This window comes from Bacillus sp. FAU18, assembly GCF_056033885.1.
In genome coordinates, this window is sequence record NZ_JBVYHZ010000004.1 from 713,813 (window position 1) to 730,486 (window position 16,674).

General features: G+C 45.1%; 17 protein-coding genes and 1 riboswitch. Of the genes, 1 reads left to right on the top strand and 16 read right to left on the bottom strand.

The features are described 5' to 3' along the window. Positions 1-100 precede the first annotated feature (100 nt). From gerM to sdhC, 8 genes are all read right to left on the bottom strand, one after another. Positions 101-1,201, bottom strand: coding sequence for a spore germination protein GerM (gerM, locus tag AC0OMU_RS14760; RefSeq protein ID WP_021480263.1), 1,101 nt, complete (start codon positions 1,199-1,201; stop codon positions 101-103). Between the two features lie 114 nt (positions 1,202-1,315). Then, a complete protein-coding gene (gene racE / locus AC0OMU_RS14765) occupies positions 1,316-2,134 on the bottom strand; it encodes a glutamate racemase (RefSeq protein WP_015251521.1) in 819 nt (272 codons plus the stop codon). Positions 2,135-2,141: 7 nt separating this feature from the next. After that, positions 2,142-2,582, bottom strand: a complete 441-nt coding sequence (locus AC0OMU_RS14770) for a MarR family winged helix-turn-helix transcriptional regulator (RefSeq protein ID WP_003229573.1) — start codon at positions 2,580-2,582, stop codon at positions 2,142-2,144. Positions 2,583-2,825: 243 nt separating this feature from the next. After that, entirely contained in the window at positions 2,826-3,050 is a 225-nt protein-coding gene (gerE, locus tag AC0OMU_RS14775) for a spore germination transcription factor GerE (protein WP_003184172.1), read from the bottom strand. A 115-nt stretch (positions 3,051-3,165) separates the two neighbouring features. After that, positions 3,166-3,609 carry an acyl-CoA thioesterase gene (locus AC0OMU_RS14780; protein ID WP_015384296.1) on the bottom strand — a complete coding sequence of 148 codons (444 nt, stop codon included), beginning with the start codon at positions 3,607-3,609 and terminating at the stop codon, positions 3,166-3,168. Positions 3,610-3,669: 60 nt separating this feature from the next. Next, positions 3,670-4,431, bottom strand: a complete 762-nt coding sequence (gene sdhB / locus AC0OMU_RS14785; RefSeq protein WP_003229569.1) for a succinate dehydrogenase iron-sulfur subunit — start codon at positions 4,429-4,431, stop codon at positions 3,670-3,672. A 2-nt stretch (positions 4,432-4,433) separates the two neighbouring features. After that, on the bottom strand, positions 4,434-6,194 hold the full coding sequence (gene sdhA, locus AC0OMU_RS14790) for a succinate dehydrogenase flavoprotein subunit (RefSeq protein ID WP_003229567.1): 1,761 nt from the start codon (positions 6,192-6,194) through the stop codon (positions 4,434-4,436). A gap of 33 nt (positions 6,195-6,227) precedes the next feature. After that, complete coding sequence (gene sdhC / locus AC0OMU_RS14795) at positions 6,228-6,836, bottom strand: succinate dehydrogenase cytochrome B558 (protein ID WP_003222512.1); 609 nt, start codon at positions 6,834-6,836, stop codon at positions 6,228-6,230. A gap of 292 nt (positions 6,837-7,128) precedes the next feature. Between sdhC and AC0OMU_RS14800 the strand changes: the two genes are divergently transcribed. Beyond that, complete coding sequence (locus tag AC0OMU_RS14800) at positions 7,129-7,575, top strand: YslB family protein (RefSeq protein ID WP_003222508.1); 447 nt, start codon at positions 7,129-7,131, stop codon at positions 7,573-7,575. A gap of 43 nt (positions 7,576-7,618) precedes the next feature. Here AC0OMU_RS14800 and AC0OMU_RS14805 read toward each other — a convergent pair whose 3' ends face one another. The 8 genes from AC0OMU_RS14805 to fadR form a co-directional block, all read right to left on the bottom strand. Next, a complete protein-coding gene (locus tag AC0OMU_RS14805; protein WP_474241261.1) occupies positions 7,619-8,845 on the bottom strand; it encodes an aspartate kinase in 1,227 nt (408 codons plus the stop codon). A 125-nt stretch (positions 8,846-8,970) separates the two neighbouring features. Further along, positions 8,971-9,150, bottom strand: a riboswitch (Lysine riboswitch). 64 nt (positions 9,151-9,214) lie between these two features. Then, positions 9,215-10,987, bottom strand: a complete 1,773-nt coding sequence (uvrC, locus tag AC0OMU_RS14810; RefSeq protein ID WP_474222200.1) for an excinuclease ABC subunit UvrC — start codon at positions 10,985-10,987, stop codon at positions 9,215-9,217. A gap of 135 nt (positions 10,988-11,122) precedes the next feature. After that, positions 11,123-11,437, bottom strand: coding sequence for a thioredoxin (gene trxA / locus AC0OMU_RS14815; RefSeq protein WP_003222500.1), 315 nt, complete (start codon positions 11,435-11,437; stop codon positions 11,123-11,125). A 322-nt stretch (positions 11,438-11,759) separates the two neighbouring features. After that, positions 11,760-13,247 carry an alpha-L-arabinofuranosidase AbfB gene (abfB, locus tag AC0OMU_RS14820; RefSeq protein WP_474222201.1) on the bottom strand — a complete coding sequence of 496 codons (1,488 nt, stop codon included), beginning with the start codon at positions 13,245-13,247 and terminating at the stop codon, positions 11,760-11,762. 217 nt (positions 13,248-13,464) lie between these two features. After that, entirely contained in the window at positions 13,465-14,442 is a 978-nt protein-coding gene (gene etfA, locus AC0OMU_RS14825; RefSeq protein WP_004398999.1) for an electron transfer flavoprotein subunit alpha, read from the bottom strand. Positions 14,443-14,477: 35 nt separating this feature from the next. Then, positions 14,478-15,251 carry an electron transfer flavoprotein subunit beta gene (etfB, locus tag AC0OMU_RS14830; RefSeq protein ID WP_474222202.1) on the bottom strand — a complete coding sequence of 258 codons (774 nt, stop codon included), beginning with the start codon at positions 15,249-15,251 and terminating at the stop codon, positions 14,478-14,480. Positions 15,252-15,265: 14 nt separating this feature from the next. Continuing rightward, positions 15,266-16,042: an enoyl-CoA hydratase gene (locus AC0OMU_RS14835; RefSeq protein WP_003229549.1), complete on the bottom strand. Its 777-nt coding sequence runs from the start codon at positions 16,040-16,042 to the stop codon at positions 15,266-15,268. Between the two features lie 14 nt (positions 16,043-16,056). Next, positions 16,057-16,641 (bottom strand): fatty acid metabolism transcriptional regulator FadR, encoded by a 585-nt coding sequence (fadR, locus tag AC0OMU_RS14840; protein ID WP_014477593.1) that lies wholly within the window; start codon positions 16,639-16,641, stop codon positions 16,057-16,059. Positions 16,642-16,674 lie beyond the last annotated feature (33 nt).

Consider the following 16,674-nt stretch of genomic DNA (forward strand, 5'->3'; position numbering starts at 1 on the left):
CGATTGTATGTACATAAACCATTTTTGTCCCGGAATTGAATAAAGAAAGAGGCAGCCGGAACGCTAACCTCTTTCTTTCTAGTATATCAAAAATCCCAATTTAAAAACTACCCGTATTCACTTGAGATGGTCTGGAGACCGGTTCTGTGAGCTTTTCGCCTTTTTCATTTACCAGCTCTGATTTTCCGTTCACTTTAACAGACACGCCTTTTATATCCGGCTGCTCCGTTAACGTGAGCACAATGCTGTTCAGCACTTCTGAAGAAATCATTTTCGTCTTCTCATCGGCGCTGCCGAATATAGATTGATTGAAATCCAACGTCACGCGCCCGTCTTTGATTTTCGGTTTGCTGACCAGCTTTACATCTTCACTGAAGTCTGTTAACAGCCCGCTCACCTTGCTTGGGCCTTTAGCCAATTCATTAATGGCTGCTGTGATGTCGTCTTTTTCCGAATTGTCGATTCGTTTGGTCACCGGCACGTAGTATTCACTGTCTTCGTTTTCCGCCAAGTAGTAGACTGTCAGCGGATGGGTAGCAGTGAGATCATTTACACCGGCTGTCTCCAAATTAATGCCGTCTTTGCGGCTTAAATCATCTGAGATCGGTGTCCCTCCTACAGGCATCTCCTTCAGTTCATGCCCGTTTATTCTCAGCTTCACTTTATCTATCGAACTAAATTGCGTCAGCGTCCACGTCACAGACTGAACGATTTTCTGTTCGTCTTCTTTCTTATAATTTTTGAACTCATTAGAGAAATCAGCTATCGCGGTTCCATCTTTTTTGATGTCAACGTTAACAGTTGTGTCAGCCGGCAATACCGCTCTGAAGCCATTCGGAAGAATTTCAGACACAGGCCCGCCCTGTACGAGGTATTCAAGCGCCTGCTTAGCCGTGCTCTCACTTTTAGGAAGAGGCAGCGTTTGCGCAACAACATACCCGTTTTTATCAATGAGATAAAGCTCCCTCATGACAGTAGATGAGGCCTGATCCGCTTTTGCGGTATCGCTTTTTTCACTTTCTGTTTTTTTGGCTGCTGTTGTATTTGAATTGGCACCCGCTTCATCGTTCACGAATGTAACGTCTTGAGGCGGATCAATTTCCTCGGCTGCCTTATCAGATTGAAACAAACCGCATCCGGATAAAAGCAAGGCAGAGGTGAGACAAGTGGCACCAATGACTGCAGGTCCTTTTTTCAGCATACTTTTCCCTCCTAAGGATGTTTGTACTATTATGTATACGAGCCTCTTTAGGAAATAGACCGAAGAATTCCGGCAAAACAGAAAAAAACCCGCAACATAACGTTGCGGGGAAAACTATCTTCTAATCGGTTCTTGCAGTGAGATGCATTCCACATGGCCCACCTCATGGCCAAACCAATCGTCTGCGATTTTCGCAAACTGATCACGCGCTCCTGTTGTCAAGAACTGATGATCCGGGGCATTCGCAGACTGGTTCAGCAGCCCTTTATACGAGAGAATCGTGCTGACTTCCCGGGCTGTTTCATCGCCGGACGAAATAATGTTAACGTGTTCTCCCATATATCTTTGAATGGCTTCTTTCAAAATGGGATAGTGGGTGCAGCCTAAAATCAGCGAATCAATCGATGTATCTTTTAACGGATACAGCGAGGTTTTGACAATCTCGTCTGCTGTTTTGTCGAGAAACTTCCCGCTTTCCACAAAAGGCACAAGCAGCGGGCAGGCAAGGTTTTCAACCTTCAGATCAGGGTTTAATGCCAAAAGCGCCTCTTCGTATGCATTGCTCTTAATCGTATTCTCTGTGCCGATGACACCGATATGCTGATTATCCGTTACTTTTATCGCTGCTCTCGCACCAGGCTGAATCACTCCGACCACCGGTATACCGACGCTTCGCTGGATGTCATCCAATGCGATCGCTGTTGCTGTATTACAGGCGATCACCAGCATTTTGATGTGGTGGTTTTCGAGTAAATAATTCGTCAGCTCCCACGTATATTGAAGCACCTCTTCTTCAGGGCGCGGCCCATAAGGACACCGTTTCGTATCCCCGACGTAGATAATATTTTCTTTAGGTAGCTGTCTCATGATTTCCTTCGCAACGGTTAAACCGCCAACCCCGGAATCAATGACTCCTATTGGTTGTTCCAACAAAATCGCCTCATTTTCTCTTCATTTCATGCTGCAGTTTCATCAAAGATTTTTCGAAGATGGCTATTTCTTCATCTGTAAACGATTCGAACATATCACGCAGATATTCCTGTCTTTTTGTAATGACCTCTTGGATAATCCGTTCTCCTTCAGGCAGCAGATGTATCCGGACAACACGTCTGTCCGCCGGGTCCTTGACCCGCTCAACAAGCTCATTTTTTTGCATGCGGTCGATTAAGTCTGTTGTCGTGCTGCATGCCAGATACATTTTGCCCGATAATTCACCGATTGTCATATCTCCTAATTCATAAAGCCATTGCAAGCCGACAAATTGCGGCGGCGTAATCGCATATTGGTTAAGGATTTCTCGTCCTTTTTGCTTAATGATCGCGGCAATGTGGCGGAGTGACTTTTCAATATCCGCAACATGCTCCAAAGGTTTTGATGTCATTTGTCCATCCCTCACTCAAGGATCTCTTACGCACAAAAGCGTTCCGTGTCTATTTTCCTTCTTTTTTGAAGAAAATGCAAGACTCGCAGGAGAGAAATAGAGGACTTTAGTCAAACAACATCAAGAAATAAAATTTAATTTATGACTTGCCTACGTTTTGCACAGCATTCCAAATATGGTTTCGAATGTTCCAAACAAACAGCAATAACCGGCTCCTTCCAAAAGAAGGAATACCGGCAAGGATTAAAGCTCTAGCTCACCCATTCTAAGAAGCTCAACAACGGCTTGCGAACGCCCTTTCACACCCAATTTCTGCATGGCATTTGAAATATGGTTTCGAACGGTTTTCTCACTGATAAATAGCTCGCTTGCAATCTCCTTTGTTGTCTTATCTTGAACGAGCAATTCGAACACTTCTCTTTCTCTTTTCGTTAGCAGCGGCTTCGATTGAAATTCTTTCTCCTTCAAGTATTGTAACCCTCCTTGCTAAGGTGAGAGCGAATCAGAAACGAATGGGTTTTGATATAGTCGAGATATCATATGTAAGAAGGGCGCAGGAGGTGACGTTTACAAGATAATTAGTTTATCGTGTATGAAGAAGCGTTTCTTTCTCCTCATCCGTCCAGCTGACAGCCTTGCCGCTTTCCTTTGAGACTTGAACCATCACGACTGTCCCGGTGAAGCAGGGCTCGCCTTCGAGGTTCTCTCCGAGATAGTGCAAGGTAAGAGATGAACTGCCGACTGCGCTTGTTTTCACATAGATACGCAACTCTTCATAAGGCATGACTTGGCGCAAATAATCGCATTGCTGGCTTGCCACGACTGTCATGGTCTGTTTGTTTTCACTCATCATATTCAGCTTCTTAAAATAAGAAATCCGCGCCTCCTCAAAATATATAAAAGGGGTTACATTATTCATATGCCCAAACATGTCTGTCTCGGAAAATCTTACGGATACCTCATTGAAAAAAGAAAAGGATGTTTTCCATTCTTGAAACGGCATATCAATATAAGCGGGAAGCTTCATCTTTTTTCATCTCCTTATTGTTTAAAAAAACCTCTCCCATGCGGAAGAGGTTTTTTCTTCTTATACTCTGTCGCTTCCGAAGAAATTGCGGAACGCTTGTAAGTTTGTATCTCTATTCAAGGCTGCAATCGAAGTGGTAAGCGGAATCCCCTTCGGACAGGATTGAACACAGTTTTGCGAGTTGCCGCAATCTGCAAGGCCGCCTTCATCCATTAATGCTTCTAATCGTTCAGATTTATTCATGGCGCCTGTCGGATGCGCGTTAAACAGGCGGACTTGCGACATCGGTGCAGGCCCCATGAACTTCGATTTGCTGTTCACATTCGGGCAAGCTTCGAGGCAGACGCCGCATGTCATGCATTTTGATAATTCATATGCCCATTGACGGCGTTTTTCCGGCATTCTCGGCCCCGGTCCTAAATCGTACGTACCGTCAATCGGTATCCACGCTTTAACTTTTTTCAATGAATCAAACATTCTGCTGCGATCAACCTGCAAATCACGAACGACTGGGAATGTTTTCATTGGTTTTAAACGGATCGGCTGTTCAAGCTGGTCAATAAGCGCCGTACAAGACTGGCGGGGTTTTCCGTTTATGACCATTGAACATGCGCCGCATACTTCCTCAAGACAGTTCATATCCCATGTGACAGGGGTTGTCTTCTCACCTTTGACATTAACCGGATTCCGGCGGATTTCCATCAGAGCGGAAATGACGTTCAGATTCGGGCGGTATGGAATCTCAAATTCTTCATCGTAAGGCGTGCTGTCGGCTGTATCTTGACGTGTGATAATAAATCGTATGGTTTTTTGTTCACTCATGATTATTTCGCCACCTTCTTCTTCGAGTAATCCCGTTTCCGAGGCGTTATCAGTGATACATCGACATCCTGATACTCAAATTCCGGCGCTTCATACGGGCTTACATGTTTAGCCATTGTTGTTTTGAGCCATTCGTCATCATTACGTTCAGGATAATCTGGTTTATAATGGGCGCCCCGGCTTTCATTACGGTTGTATGCGCCAAGGGTAATCACCCTCGCAAGCTGAAGCATGTTCGAGAACTGGCGTGTGAACATCGCTCCCTGGTTGCTCCATTTTGTCGTGTCATTGATGTTGATCTTTTTGAAGCGCTCCATTAACTCCTGAATTTTGTCATCCGTTTTCAAAAGCTTGTCATTATGGCGGACAACCGTTACGTTCGCCGTCATCCACTCACCGAGCTCTTTGTGAAGAACATAGGCATTTTCCGTTCCGTCCATACTCATAATATCAGCCCATTTTTCTTCTTCTTTCTTAACGTGAGCGTCGAATAAAGATGAAGACATGTCTTCCGCTGAAGATTCTAAGCCGTTTACATATTTCACCGCATTCGGACCGGCCACCATGCCTCCGTAAATCGCAGACAGCAGGGAGTTCGCTCCCAAGCGGTTGCCGCCGTGCATAGAATAATCACATTCCCCAGCCGCAAACAGTCCAGGGATGTTTGTCATTTGATCGTAATCCACCCATAAACCGCCCATAGAATAATGGACCGCAGGGAAGATTTTCATTGGAAGCTTACGCGGGTCGTCTCCCATGAATTTCTCATAAATCTCAATGATGCCGCCAAGCTTAATATCAAGCTCTTTCGGATCTTTATGAGACAGATCGAGATAGACCATGTTTTCACCGTTAATGCCGAGCTTCTGGTTCACACACACATCAAATATTTCGCGTGTCGCAATATCACGCGGCACCAGGTTTCCGTATGCCGGATATTTTTCCTCCAGGAAATACCACGGTTTGCCGTCTTTATATGTCCACACGCGCCCGCCTTCTCCACGCGCTGATTCACTCATCAGTCTTAGTTTGTCATCGCCCGGTATGGCTGTCGGGTGGATTTGAATGAATTCTCCGTTTGCATAATACGCTCCCTGCTGATAAACGATTGATGCAGCAGATCCTGTATTAATCATGGAGTTCGTTGATTTTCCAAAAATGATTCCCGGTCCGCCCGTCGCCATAATGACAGCGTCTGAACGGAAGGATTCAATTTGCATGTTTGTCAGGTTTTGTGCAACAATTCCGCGGCAGGTTCTGTCATCATCTAAAACAGCGCCAAGGAATTCCCAGCCTTCGTATTTTGTGACCAGACCCGCAACTTCGTATCTGCGCACTTGCTCGTCCAGTGCGTAAAGCAGCTGCTGTCCCGTCGTCGCACCAGCATAAGCAGTTCTGTGGTGCTGTGTACCCCCGAATCGGCGGAAATCAAGCAGGCCTTCAGGCGTCCGGTTAAACATGACGCCCATTCGGTCTAATAAGTGGATGATAGAAGGCGCCGCTTCACACATCGCCTTGACCGGCGGCTGATTGGCAAGAAAGTCTCCCCCGTATACCGTGTCATCAAAATGTTCCCACGGAGAGTCACCTTCCCCTTTTGTATTGACCGCTCCGTTTATGCCGCCTTGCGCACAAACCGAATGAGAACGTTTGACAGGAACGATGGAAAACAGCTTAACCGCCATTCCTGATTCCGCTGCTTTAATTGTCGCCATGAGGCCGGCAAGACCCCCGCCGACTACGATAATGCTTGATTGACTCATGATAGCCCCTCTCCCTCTAGTAATCTAGTACTCTTAAACAAATGCAAAAATCGCTTTTAAGCCTACGTATGACAGTGCAACAAAAATAATCAGCGTAACGTATGTCGAAATTCTTTGAGAACGAGGCGTTACCGTGATGCCCCATGTAACAGCGAAAGACCATAAACCGTTCGAGAAGTGGAAAATTGTTGATAAAACACCGACAATGTAAAAACCAAGCATAGCCGGAGAGCTCAAAATATTCGCCATCATGTCGAAATTGACCTCAGCGCCCATTTGTGCAGCAATGCGGGTTTCCCACACGTGCCAGCTGACGAAAATGAGGGTGATGATACCGGTTACACGCTGCAGGACGAATAGCCAGTTTCTCATGTAGCTGTATTGGCCTGCGTTATTTTTCGCAGTAAACGCTATGTACACACCATAAACTGCATGATAAATTAATGGTAAGAAGATAATAAAAATTTCCAAGGCATACCTGAAAGGCAGACTATCCATAAAATGAGCAGCGCTATTGAATGCTTCAGCGCCCCTTGCGGCAAACTGGTTGACGACTAAATGCTGAATAAGAAAGATGCCGACCGGTATGACGCCAAGCAAGGAATGCAATCTTCGAAAATAAAACTCTCTGTTCCCAGACATTACTTTACCCCCTGTTTGATAAGTGCGAAATGTGCTAAATCTCTTCCCCCACTTCTTTCAATTGTAAGCACTTTATTAAGATTTATTGACAATTTCATTTTACTCCTCCCTCAAAAGGGCGTCAAGAAAACGCGTACATAAATTATAATTTTCCGAATTGATTAGTTGATTGAAAAATTTTATTTTATCAATATATATTTCTTGCTTAATTTTTCATAAGAATTACAGGATCATTCTGTAATCCTCCCCCCTGTTTGAGCTATAATATACGCAGGAGAGAGGGGAGACAGATATGAAGTCTAAATTTGAAGCATCTATTGACAACCTAAAAGAAATTGAAATGAACGCCTATGCCTACGAACTAATACGAGAGATCGTTCTCCCAGATATGCTTGGCCAAGATTACTCTTCCATGATGTATTGGGCAGGAAAACATCTCGCCCGTAAGTTTCCTCTTGAATCATGGGAGGAATTTCCGGCCTTCTTTGAAGAAGCGGGCTGGGGAACCCTCACCAACGTAAGCGCTAAAAAACAGGAGCTTGAATTTGAACTTGAAGGGCCGATCATTTCCAACCGGCTTAAACATCAGAAAGAACCTTGCTTTCAGCTGGAGGCTGGTTTTATCGCTGAACAAATTCAATTGATGAATGATCAGATTGCCGAATCATATGAACAAGTGAAAAAGAGAGCCGATAAAGTGGTTCTGACTGTGAAATGGGATATGAAAGACCCAGTGTAATCAAAAAGGCGGTGACTGCATAGTCCCGCCTTTTTGATTGTCATTACACAGCTGAAGGATGTTTTGAAAGCTCAAATGCATCGTGAAGCGACTCGACTGCTTTCACCATGTCATTTTCGCTTACGACTGTTGACACTTTGATTTCAGATGTGCTGACCATTTTGATTAAAATGTTTTTTTGCGCCAGTACAGCAAACATTTCAGCCGCTACACCAGGATTTGAGACCATGCCGGATCCAACAATGGATACTTTAGCCAATTTGCTTTCTGTCTCGATTTTCTCAAATTCCAGCGCGTCTTTATACTCTTCAAGCACCGCAACGGTTTGGTCTGCATCTTCTGTTTTGACAGAGAAGGAAATTCCAGTCTTGTCCTCGGCCTGCGTTTGGATAATGATATCTACGTTTATGTTTCTTTTGGCAAGTGTTGTAAAAATAGTAGACAAAGTTGTCAGGCCGCTAGTCAGCCCGTAAATGGTTACTCTTGTGATTTGATCTTCAAATGCAATGCCTCTGACAATTAAATTCTGTTCCATGGATGATTCCTCCTCAATTAATGTTCCCGCTTCGGTTTCTGTACTTGAACGCACTTCTAACGGCACTTGGTAATTTTTCGCGAACTCAACTGCTCTCGGATGAAGAACACCGGCGCCTAAATTGGCAAGCTCAAGCATTTCATCGTATGAGATGCCCGCAAGTTTTCTCGCTGATTTCACATAGCGCGGATCGGTTGTAAACACGCCTGGCACGTCTGTGTATATGTCACATTTATCAGCTTTTAAAGCGGCAGCCAAAGCAACTGCTGTTGTATCTGAACCGCCCCGGCCCAATGTCGTAATTTCACAATCCTTTGTCATGCCTTGGAATCCTGCAACAATGACAATTTTTCCTTTTTCAAGCTGGTCTGCTAAACCCGAAGTGTCGATATCTGTAATTCTGGCGTTTCCGTGAATGGCCTCCGTACGGATTCCCGCCTGCCAGCCAGTATAAGACACAGCGTCATAGCCTTTTTCCTGCAATGCCATTGAAAGGAGTGAAATCGTGACCTGCTCGCCTGTCGCCAGCAGCATATCCATTTCGCGTTTGCTCGGCTGGTCAGAAATAGCTTTTGCAAGGCTGACCAATTCGTCAGTGGATTTTCCCATTGCTGAAACGACGACAACGACTTGATGGTCTTTCTGTTTTTCTGCAATTGCGCGGTTTGCCGCATTTTGAATTTTTTCGACTGAGCCGACGGAAGTGCCTCCGAATTTTTGTACAATAAGACCCATGTATTACCACCCTTTACATTTTGGTTCGTGCGGGTGAGGAGAAAGAGCGCTTTGTCCACAATAAAAAAAGCAATGAGAGGAATACTCTCATTGCTTATCAATTAATCATCATAAATGATTATGAACAACGAGATAGCCCTCCAAGAAAATGATTTCTTGACAGCCTTACATTTATTCAATGCACGGCCAGCAAATAATACCGATGGGGTTTTATTTGCTTCGGCGACGCTCCCCTTTCAGCCTTTTTCACAGAATCCATCTTTCTCCAAAGGCATACTCTTGAAGTTCGCACCTCTATCTTCACCATATAACACGATCTAACTATGAAATTAGTTCACATTTTATCAGATCTTATTTAAAAGGACAACATTATTTTTGCAATTTGCCGTAAAGGAGCTGAGCCGCCGCTGCGGGAACACCGGCTTTTTTGATGTCCTCAAGGCTTGCTTCCTTCATTTTTTTAACGGAACCGAAATGCTTTAACAGCATTTTCTTTCTTTTCTCTCCGATACCCGGGATGTCGTCCAAAACGGATTGAAACGCGCTTTTTCCGCGGATTTGCCTGTGAAAACTGATTGCAAAACGGTGCACCTCGTCCTGAATGCGCTGCAGGAGGTAAAATTCCTGGCTGTTTCGTTCCAGATACACCACCTCCAGCGGCTCACCGATCAGTAAATTTGAGGTTCTGTGTTTTTCATCTTTCGCTAAACCGGCGATCGGGATATCCAAGCCGAGTTCATTTTCAATGACATCCCTTGCTGCGTTGATCTGCCCTTTTCCTCCGTCAATGATGATCAGATCGGGCAGCGGCAGATTCTCACGAAGCACTCTCGTATAGCGTCTTCTGACAACCTCTCTCATAGAACCGTAATCATCCGGCCCTGTAACAGTTTTGATTTTATATTTGCGGTATTCCTTTTTGTATGGTTTGCCGTCGATAAACACAATCATCGCGGAAACCGGGTTTGTCCCCTGTATGTTTGAGTTATCAAACGCTTCAATTCTGTGCGGCGTATAAATATTTAATGCCTCACCTAGCTTCTGCACAGCCCCGATTGAACGCTCCTCGTCCCGTTCGATTAAAGAGAATTTTTCTTTCAATGCGATTTTCGCATTTTTATGGGCAAGCATGAGCAGTTCTTTTTTCGGGCCTTTTTTCGGCTGGTGAACGTTTGTTTCCAGCAGCTGCTCGATCATGGATTGATCTACGCTGTCCGGAACTAAAATCTCCTTCGGAAGGAAGTGGTTGTTTTTTGAATAGAACTGCCCGATGAACGTGAGGAACTCTTCATCTGCTTCCTGATAAAGCGGGAACATGCTGACATCGCGTTCAATGAGCTTTCCTTGGCGGATGAAAAAGACCTGCACGCACATCCAGCCCTTATCGTACGCGTACGCGAATACATCACGGTCGACTAGATCGTTCATCGTCATTTTTTGTTTTTCCATCGTTGATTCAATATGGGCAATTTGGTCACGAAGCTCTTTTGCTCGTTCAAACTCAAGATTCTCAGCAGCTTCATGCATTTTCTCTTCAAGCTCTTTTTTGACCTCATTATAGCCGCCCCTTAAGAAACGTGTAATGCTTTCAACCAGCTCTCTGTTCGTCTCTTCGGAAATATCCTTTACGCACGGAGCGAGGCATTGGCCCAGATGATAGTAAAGGCACACTCTGTCCGGGAGCTTGGAGCATTTTCTGAGAGGATACAGACGGTCGAGCAGTTTTTTTGTTTCCCTTGCTGCCTGTACATTCGGATACGGCCCGAAATAGCGCCCTTTGTCTTTTTTGACATTGCGGGTGACAATCAGCCTTGGGTGGCGTTCATGGGTGAGTTTTATGAAAGGATAGGTTTTGTCGTCTTTGAGCATGACGTTGTATTTCGGATCATGCTTTTTGATCAGATTCATTTCTAAAATAAGCGCTTCAAGATTGGAGGACGTCACGATATATTCAAAATCCTCGATTTCCGTCACAAGCCTTTGGGTTTTCGCGTCGTGAGAACCGGTGAAGTAGGAGCGTACTCTGTTTTTCAGCACTTTTGCTTTCCCTACGTAGATCACAGTCTGCTGCCGGTCCTTCATGAGATAACAACCCGGTTGATCAGGAAGGAGGGCGAGTTTTTCTTTCAGTTGTTTGTTCATATGTTACCCTTCCTTATGTTTAATCCTTTATTCCTAGTTTAACACGAACGTTTGTTTTTCTCTATGATTCACAATTGGCGAATAAAAAAAGCGATCCCTCAATCGGAATCGCTCTGGCATGTAAGCAGCGGAAAATTAAAGATGTTTGTTTACAAGCTCTTGAAGCGCTTCTTTTGGTTTGAAGCCGACTGAAGTTTCAACTACTTCGCCGTCTTTTAACACAAGAAGAGTCGGGATGCTCATAACGCCGTATTTTCCGGCAGTTTCTTGGTTTTCATCTACATCGATTTTTACGATTTTCAGTTTGTCTCCCATTTCTTGATCCAATTCTTCAAGAACAGGTGCAATCATTTTACAAGGTCCGCACCAAGGAGCCCAGAAGTCTGCCAGTACGACGCCTTCGCTTGTTTCAGCTGAGAAAGATTGATCAGTTGCTTTTACGATAGCCATTATTGAATTCCTCCAATGTGAAATGATGATTTTTAGTATAGCATCTCCCATTCGTTCACGCTATTTTAATGCTTACAAATTATTTTTTCCTGATCACAGCCGGTTTACTCATTTTTATATGGTTGAATGGGATATGCTCTTTTTTTAAAACACAAATCTGATAATGGCCCCGATCACTACAATTGCCCCAATAATCATTAAAATGGTACGAAGCATAAGATCACATCTCCTCTTCACTGTCATGTACTTTACCATGCCCTGCCGGAGCTGTTTTAAAACCTGAAAAAGAGCGCCGGCATGAAGCTCCGGCGCTCTTACGCGATTAAGAATCAGCACGCAGCGTAAGTAAGACGACTGACATTGGCGGGAGTTTTACTTTCAGTTTGTTTTTGCTGAGCGTGTATTGTCTGAAGGATTCCGGTTTGACATGATGAGGATCGTCAAACGTGTTATGCGCATTCATTTTTTCTGCCGTGAGAATGACTCCGGAATGGTCCGCTGCCTTGTGTAGGCCCCTCAGCTCGATTTGCGCCTCCGCTTTGTTTTGGTGATCGATGTTGCAAATAGTGATATTGATATCACCTTCAGCTTGTTTCGACGCTGAAATGCTGATTTGCGGAAGCGTTTCACCGTTCCATTCATAGTCGGCAGACATTGTCTCTGTGGCTAAAAGAGAAGCGTCCTGGTGCACCTTAAACATATTGAATACATGGTACGTCGGTGTCAAAAGCATCCGCTCTCCCTCAGTCAAAATCATCGCTTGAAGAACGTTGACCGTTTGGGCGATATTTGTCATTTGCACCCGGCGGCAATGCTGATGGAAGATGTGGAAATGAGAAGCCGCCACCAGCGCATCACGAATGGTGTTTTGCTGATATAAGAAACCGGGATTCGTGCCTGGCTCGGGATCAAACCACGTGCCCCATTCATCAATAATCAGCCCGACCCGCTGCTCCGGATCGTACCGGTCCATAATCGTGCCGTGTTTTTGAATCAATTCATCGATGTATTTGGCTTTTTTCATCGTAATAAACCATTCATCTTCCGTGAATTCTGTGGCTGATCCTTTGCCCTTCCAAAAATCCCCCGGAATCGTGTAATAATGAAGACTCAACCCGTCCATCAGGCCAGCGGCTTTTTTCATAAGCACATCCGTCCAATTAAAATCATCCACATTTGCGCCGCCGGCAATTTTATAAATGTCATTCCTGCTGTAATTACGGACATAAGTCTGAAAACGCCGGTACAGATCTGCGTAGTATTCGGGATGCATGTTGCCGCCGCAGCCCCAGTTTTCATTGCCCACGCCGAAATATTTCAGCTTCCAAGGCTCTTCTCTTCCATTTTGTTTTCTCCAGTCTGACATCGGCGTGCCTTCTTCAAATGTCATATACTCAATCCACTCCGCCATTTCCTGAACGGTTCCGCTTCCGACATTGCCGCAAATATATGGCTCGCATTCAAGCAGCTCGCAAAGCATCATAAATTCATGCGTTCCGAATTCATTTGATTCAATTGTACCGCCCCAGTGAGTGTTCAGCATTGTCTTACGGTCACCGACACCGTTTGCCCAATGGTATTCGTCCGCAAAACACCCGCCCGGCCATCTGAGGACAGGAATGTGCAGCTGTTTGAGCGCCTCCAGCACGTCCTTTCGTATCCCGTTGATATTGGGGATGTCTGAGTCCGTTCCGACCCAGATCCCCTCATAAATCCCTCTTCCTAAATGCTCAGCAAAATGACCGTATATATTTTTGTTAATGGTTCCTTTTACGATATCTGTTTGAATCACTGCTTGATGTTCAGACATGCCTCTGATCATTCCTTTCATACGGATATGAAAAGCACCACAGTCAAATATGTGATCTGTCTTTTGCCTGAGGAGTCATCATGAATGTAAGCGCTTTTAAAGTAACCATATTATATATGTTCGTACATGTCAACGACATTTTCTATTGTTTTTATATTTGTACGTATGTATTTATAACTATGAAAAAATCCCGAACTTTTAAAGTCCGGGATTTCCTTTATGAGTGTATATTCAATTGTTTGAATTCCTCAGTTAATAACGGGACAACTTCAAATAAATCACCGACGATGCCGTAATCCGCTATTTTAAAGATATCGGCTTCGGGGTCTTTATTGATGGCGACGATCACCTTGCTGTTTGACATGCCGGCCAAATGCTGGATGGCGCCGGAAATGCCGCATGCAATGTACAAATCCGGAGTGACGACTTTCCCCGTCTGCCCGATTTGAAGAGCGTAATCGCAATAATCAGCGTCACATGCCCCGCGAGAAGCCCCGACTGCGGCCCCTAGCACCTCTGCAAGCTCCTGCAGAGGCTGAAATCCCTCCTTGCTTTTGACTCCTCGGCCGCCCGCAACGATAATTTTTGCTTCGGAGAGATCAACGCCGTCAGCTGTTTTTTTCACGACCTCTTGGATAACAGTGCGGAGGTCAGTAAGAGAAACATCAATGCTTTCGATGCTCCCCGATCTGCTGGTGTCTTTTTCTGAAGCTTGTATGTTATTGGGGCGAATTGTCGCAAAGATCATCGGATCGGTTGAAATGACGCGTTCAAAAGCTTTCCCCGAGTAAATCGGCCGTGTGAACACAACATTCCCTCCGGTAACGCTTACATCTATAGCATCAGAAATTAAGCCTGTTTGCAGCCGGGCAGCAAGCTTCGGTGAAAGATCCTTGCCCATTGCCGTATGCCCGAAGATGACTGAATCAGGATTTTCTTGCTCGATAACACCTCTCATGACCTGGCTGTACCCGTCTGCCGTGTATGTTTTCAGCTTCGGGTCCTCAGCGGTAAGAACTTTATCTGCTCCGTAATGAATAAGCTCTTGTGCAATGCTTTGTACATTTTCACCGATGAGAACACCGATGACTTCTCCATCTCCTGAAATGGTTCTTCCTGCAGCTATTGCTTCAAAGGTGACATTCCGCAATTCCCCATCGCGTATTTCTCCAAGTACGATCACTTTTTTTCCCATTCTAACATCCCCCTGTTTCTTTGAATGTCCAAGCTTTAAATGACTTTAGCTTCGCTGCGGAGCAATGAGACAAGCTCTTTTGCCTGTTCGGCAGGCTCACCTTGGAGAAGCTTCCCGGCTTCTTTTTTTGGCGGCAGAAAACGCTCAATGGTTTTCAGCTTTGGTTCAGCATCCTCTTCGTCCAGGTCAAGATCATCAAGTTCAAGCTCTTCAAGCGGCTTTTTCTTAGCCTTCATAATTCCCGGAAGCGATGGATAGCGCGGCTCGTTTAAGCCCTGCTGAGCTGTGGCAAGCAATGGGAGCGTCGTTTTGATTTTTTCAACATCCCCTTCGACGTCCCTTTCTGCTTCTGCATCAGTGCCGTTGATTTCGAGTTTGGTGATCGTAGTGATACACGGAATGTCCAGTAGCTCGGCAAGCCGAGGCGCCACTTGTCCTGATCCTCCGTCAATGGCAACATTTCCGCCGAGAATCAAATCAAACTCCTGATCCTTCATATAGTGGTATAAAACTTGAGAAATGGAATATTGGTCGGGTTCTTCGAGATCATCTTCTATGTTGATTAAAACAGCTTGGTCACAACCCATGGCCAGCGCCGTACGCAATTCTTTCTCCGCTTCTTCACCGCCGACCGTGACGGCGGTGATCGTGCCGCCATGCTTTTCCTTCAGCTGGATGGCTTCTTCTATCGCGTACTCATCATATGGATTAATGATCCATTCCGCTCCGTCATCCTGAATCTTTCCTGTTTCAATGACGATTTTTTCTTCTGTGTCAAACGTCCGTTTCATCAGTACAAATAGATTCATGATCATATCCCCTTTTATTCGCCTTTGAACTGAGGCTTTCTTTTTTCGAGAAATGCCTGGATGCCTTCCTTGGCGTCCTCTGACTCAAATGCTTCCCCAAATCGCTTTGCTTCAAGCTTTAAGCTGCCTTCATAGGAATACACCTTGTTGGAATAAAGAAGTTCAAGCAAAGATGCCAGCGTTTGCGGGCTTTTCTCTGCAAACTTAGCGGCAAGTGCTTTTGCTTTTTCAATCACTTCTGCCTCATCTTTCGCTCCAATTGAGACAAGTCCGAGATCAAGCGCTTCTTTTCCGGATATCGGTTCTCCTGATCCGATGAGCTCTAGTGCTTTGGCTGTACCGACATATCTCGGAAGGCGCTGTGTCCCCGCAAAACCCGGAATGATACCGAGATTAAGCTCCGGGAGCCCCAGCTTGGCGTCTTCTGCCGCGATTCTGATATGACAAGCCATCGCCAGCTCCAGCCCGCCTCCAAGAGCAGCGCCGTGAATCGCCGCGATAATCGGTTTTGGAAAGCTTTCGATTCTTTCCATCAGCTGCTGGCCGCGCTCAGCCAGCAGTGAGGAATCCTCGTTGCCTTTAAGCGATGTAAATTCTTTAATATCAGCGCCGGCTGAGAAAAATCTTCCCTCGCCGTGAATGATAATGCTTCGTACGCCTGCATCTGTCTCACATTGATCAAGACAGGAAGACAGCTCTTCTAATATCCGGCTGGAAAGTGCATTTGCCGGCGGATTGTGAATCGTCAAAACTGCCACAAATTGATCAACTGCCAGTGATATTGCATTCATAGGACAGAACTCCTTTACTTATTATGAATTCCAGACACCAATAATTCTAAAACGCTGTCTGAAAGCGCAGCGAGATCGTACTTTTGGTCATTCATCACCCAAGTTGTCACGGTTTCGTCAATCGTTCCAAAAATCATCTGCCGGGCGAGGCGGACGTCGAGGCCTTCTTTTAATTCGCCTGATTGTATACCTTCCGTCAAAATGCCATCCAAAATATTTAAGTAGCCTTTTAATATTTCGTTGATTTTTTGGCGCAGCTCCAAGTTGGATTGGCGGAGCTCGAGCTGCGTGACAATTGCGAGATTATGGTCACCCGCTAAAAGGGAAAAATGCTTTGAAATCACAAGCGCCAATTTCTCTTTCGCTGTTGCTTTTTCTTTAATGTCCTCTTCCATCCGCTCAATAAATTGACCCATTTTTTCTTTGAAAAGAGAAATTAAAATATCTTCTTTGTTTTTAAAATAGAGATAGATGGTGCCGTCCGCTACTCCGGCTTGTTTGGCAATTTTGGATACCTGTGACTGGTGGTAGCCGTTTTCTGCAATGACTTCTACTGCTGCATCAATAATCTGCATATACTTTGGCCGTTTTTGCTTCAATGTTCATCGTTCCTTCCTATAGAAATGAATGAC

Bases quoted from the DNA above. Each gene is read 5' to 3' on its own strand.
- AC0OMU_RS14805 (WP_474241261.1), bottom strand. From the start codon at position 8,845: ATGGGTCTTATTGTACAAAAATTCGGAGGCACTTCCGTCGGCTCAGTC.
- trxA (WP_003222500.1), bottom strand. From the start codon at position 11,437: ATGGCTATCGTAAAAGCAACTGATCAATCTTTCTCAGCTGAAACAAGC.
- AC0OMU_RS14800 (WP_003222508.1), top strand. From the start codon at position 7,129: ATGAAGTCTAAATTTGAAGCATCTATTGACAACCTAAAAGAAATTGAA.
- uvrC (WP_474222200.1), bottom strand. From the start codon at position 10,987: ATGAACAAACAACTGAAAGAAAAACTCGCCCTCCTTCCTGATCAACCG.
- etfB (WP_474222202.1), bottom strand. From the start codon at position 15,251: ATGAATCTATTTGTACTGATGAAACGGACGTTTGACACAGAAGAAAAA.
- sdhC (WP_003222512.1), bottom strand. From the start codon at position 6,836: ATGTCTGGGAACAGAGAGTTTTATTTTCGAAGATTGCATTCCTTGCTT.
- gerM (WP_021480263.1), bottom strand. From the start codon at position 1,201: ATGCTGAAAAAAGGACCTGCAGTCATTGGTGCCACTTGTCTCACCTCT.
- AC0OMU_RS14780 (WP_015384296.1), bottom strand. From the start codon at position 3,609: ATGAAGCTTCCCGCTTATATTGATATGCCGTTTCAAGAATGGAAAACA.
- abfB (WP_474222201.1), bottom strand. From the start codon at position 13,247: ATGTCTGAACATCAAGCAGTGATTCAAACAGATATCGTAAAAGGAACC.
- sdhA (WP_003229567.1), bottom strand. From the start codon at position 6,194: ATGAGTCAATCAAGCATTATCGTAGTCGGCGGGGGTCTTGCCGGCCTC.
- etfA (WP_004398999.1), bottom strand. From the start codon at position 14,442: ATGGGAAAAAAAGTGATCGTACTTGGAGAAATACGCGATGGGGAATTG.
- AC0OMU_RS14835 (WP_003229549.1), bottom strand. From the start codon at position 16,042: ATGAATGCAATATCACTGGCAGTTGATCAATTTGTGGCAGTTTTGACG.
- sdhB (WP_003229569.1), bottom strand. From the start codon at position 4,431: ATGAGTGAACAAAAAACCATACGATTTATTATCACACGTCAAGATACA.
- AC0OMU_RS14770 (WP_003229573.1), bottom strand. From the start codon at position 2,582: ATGACATCAAAACCTTTGGAGCATGTTGCGGATATTGAAAAGTCACTC.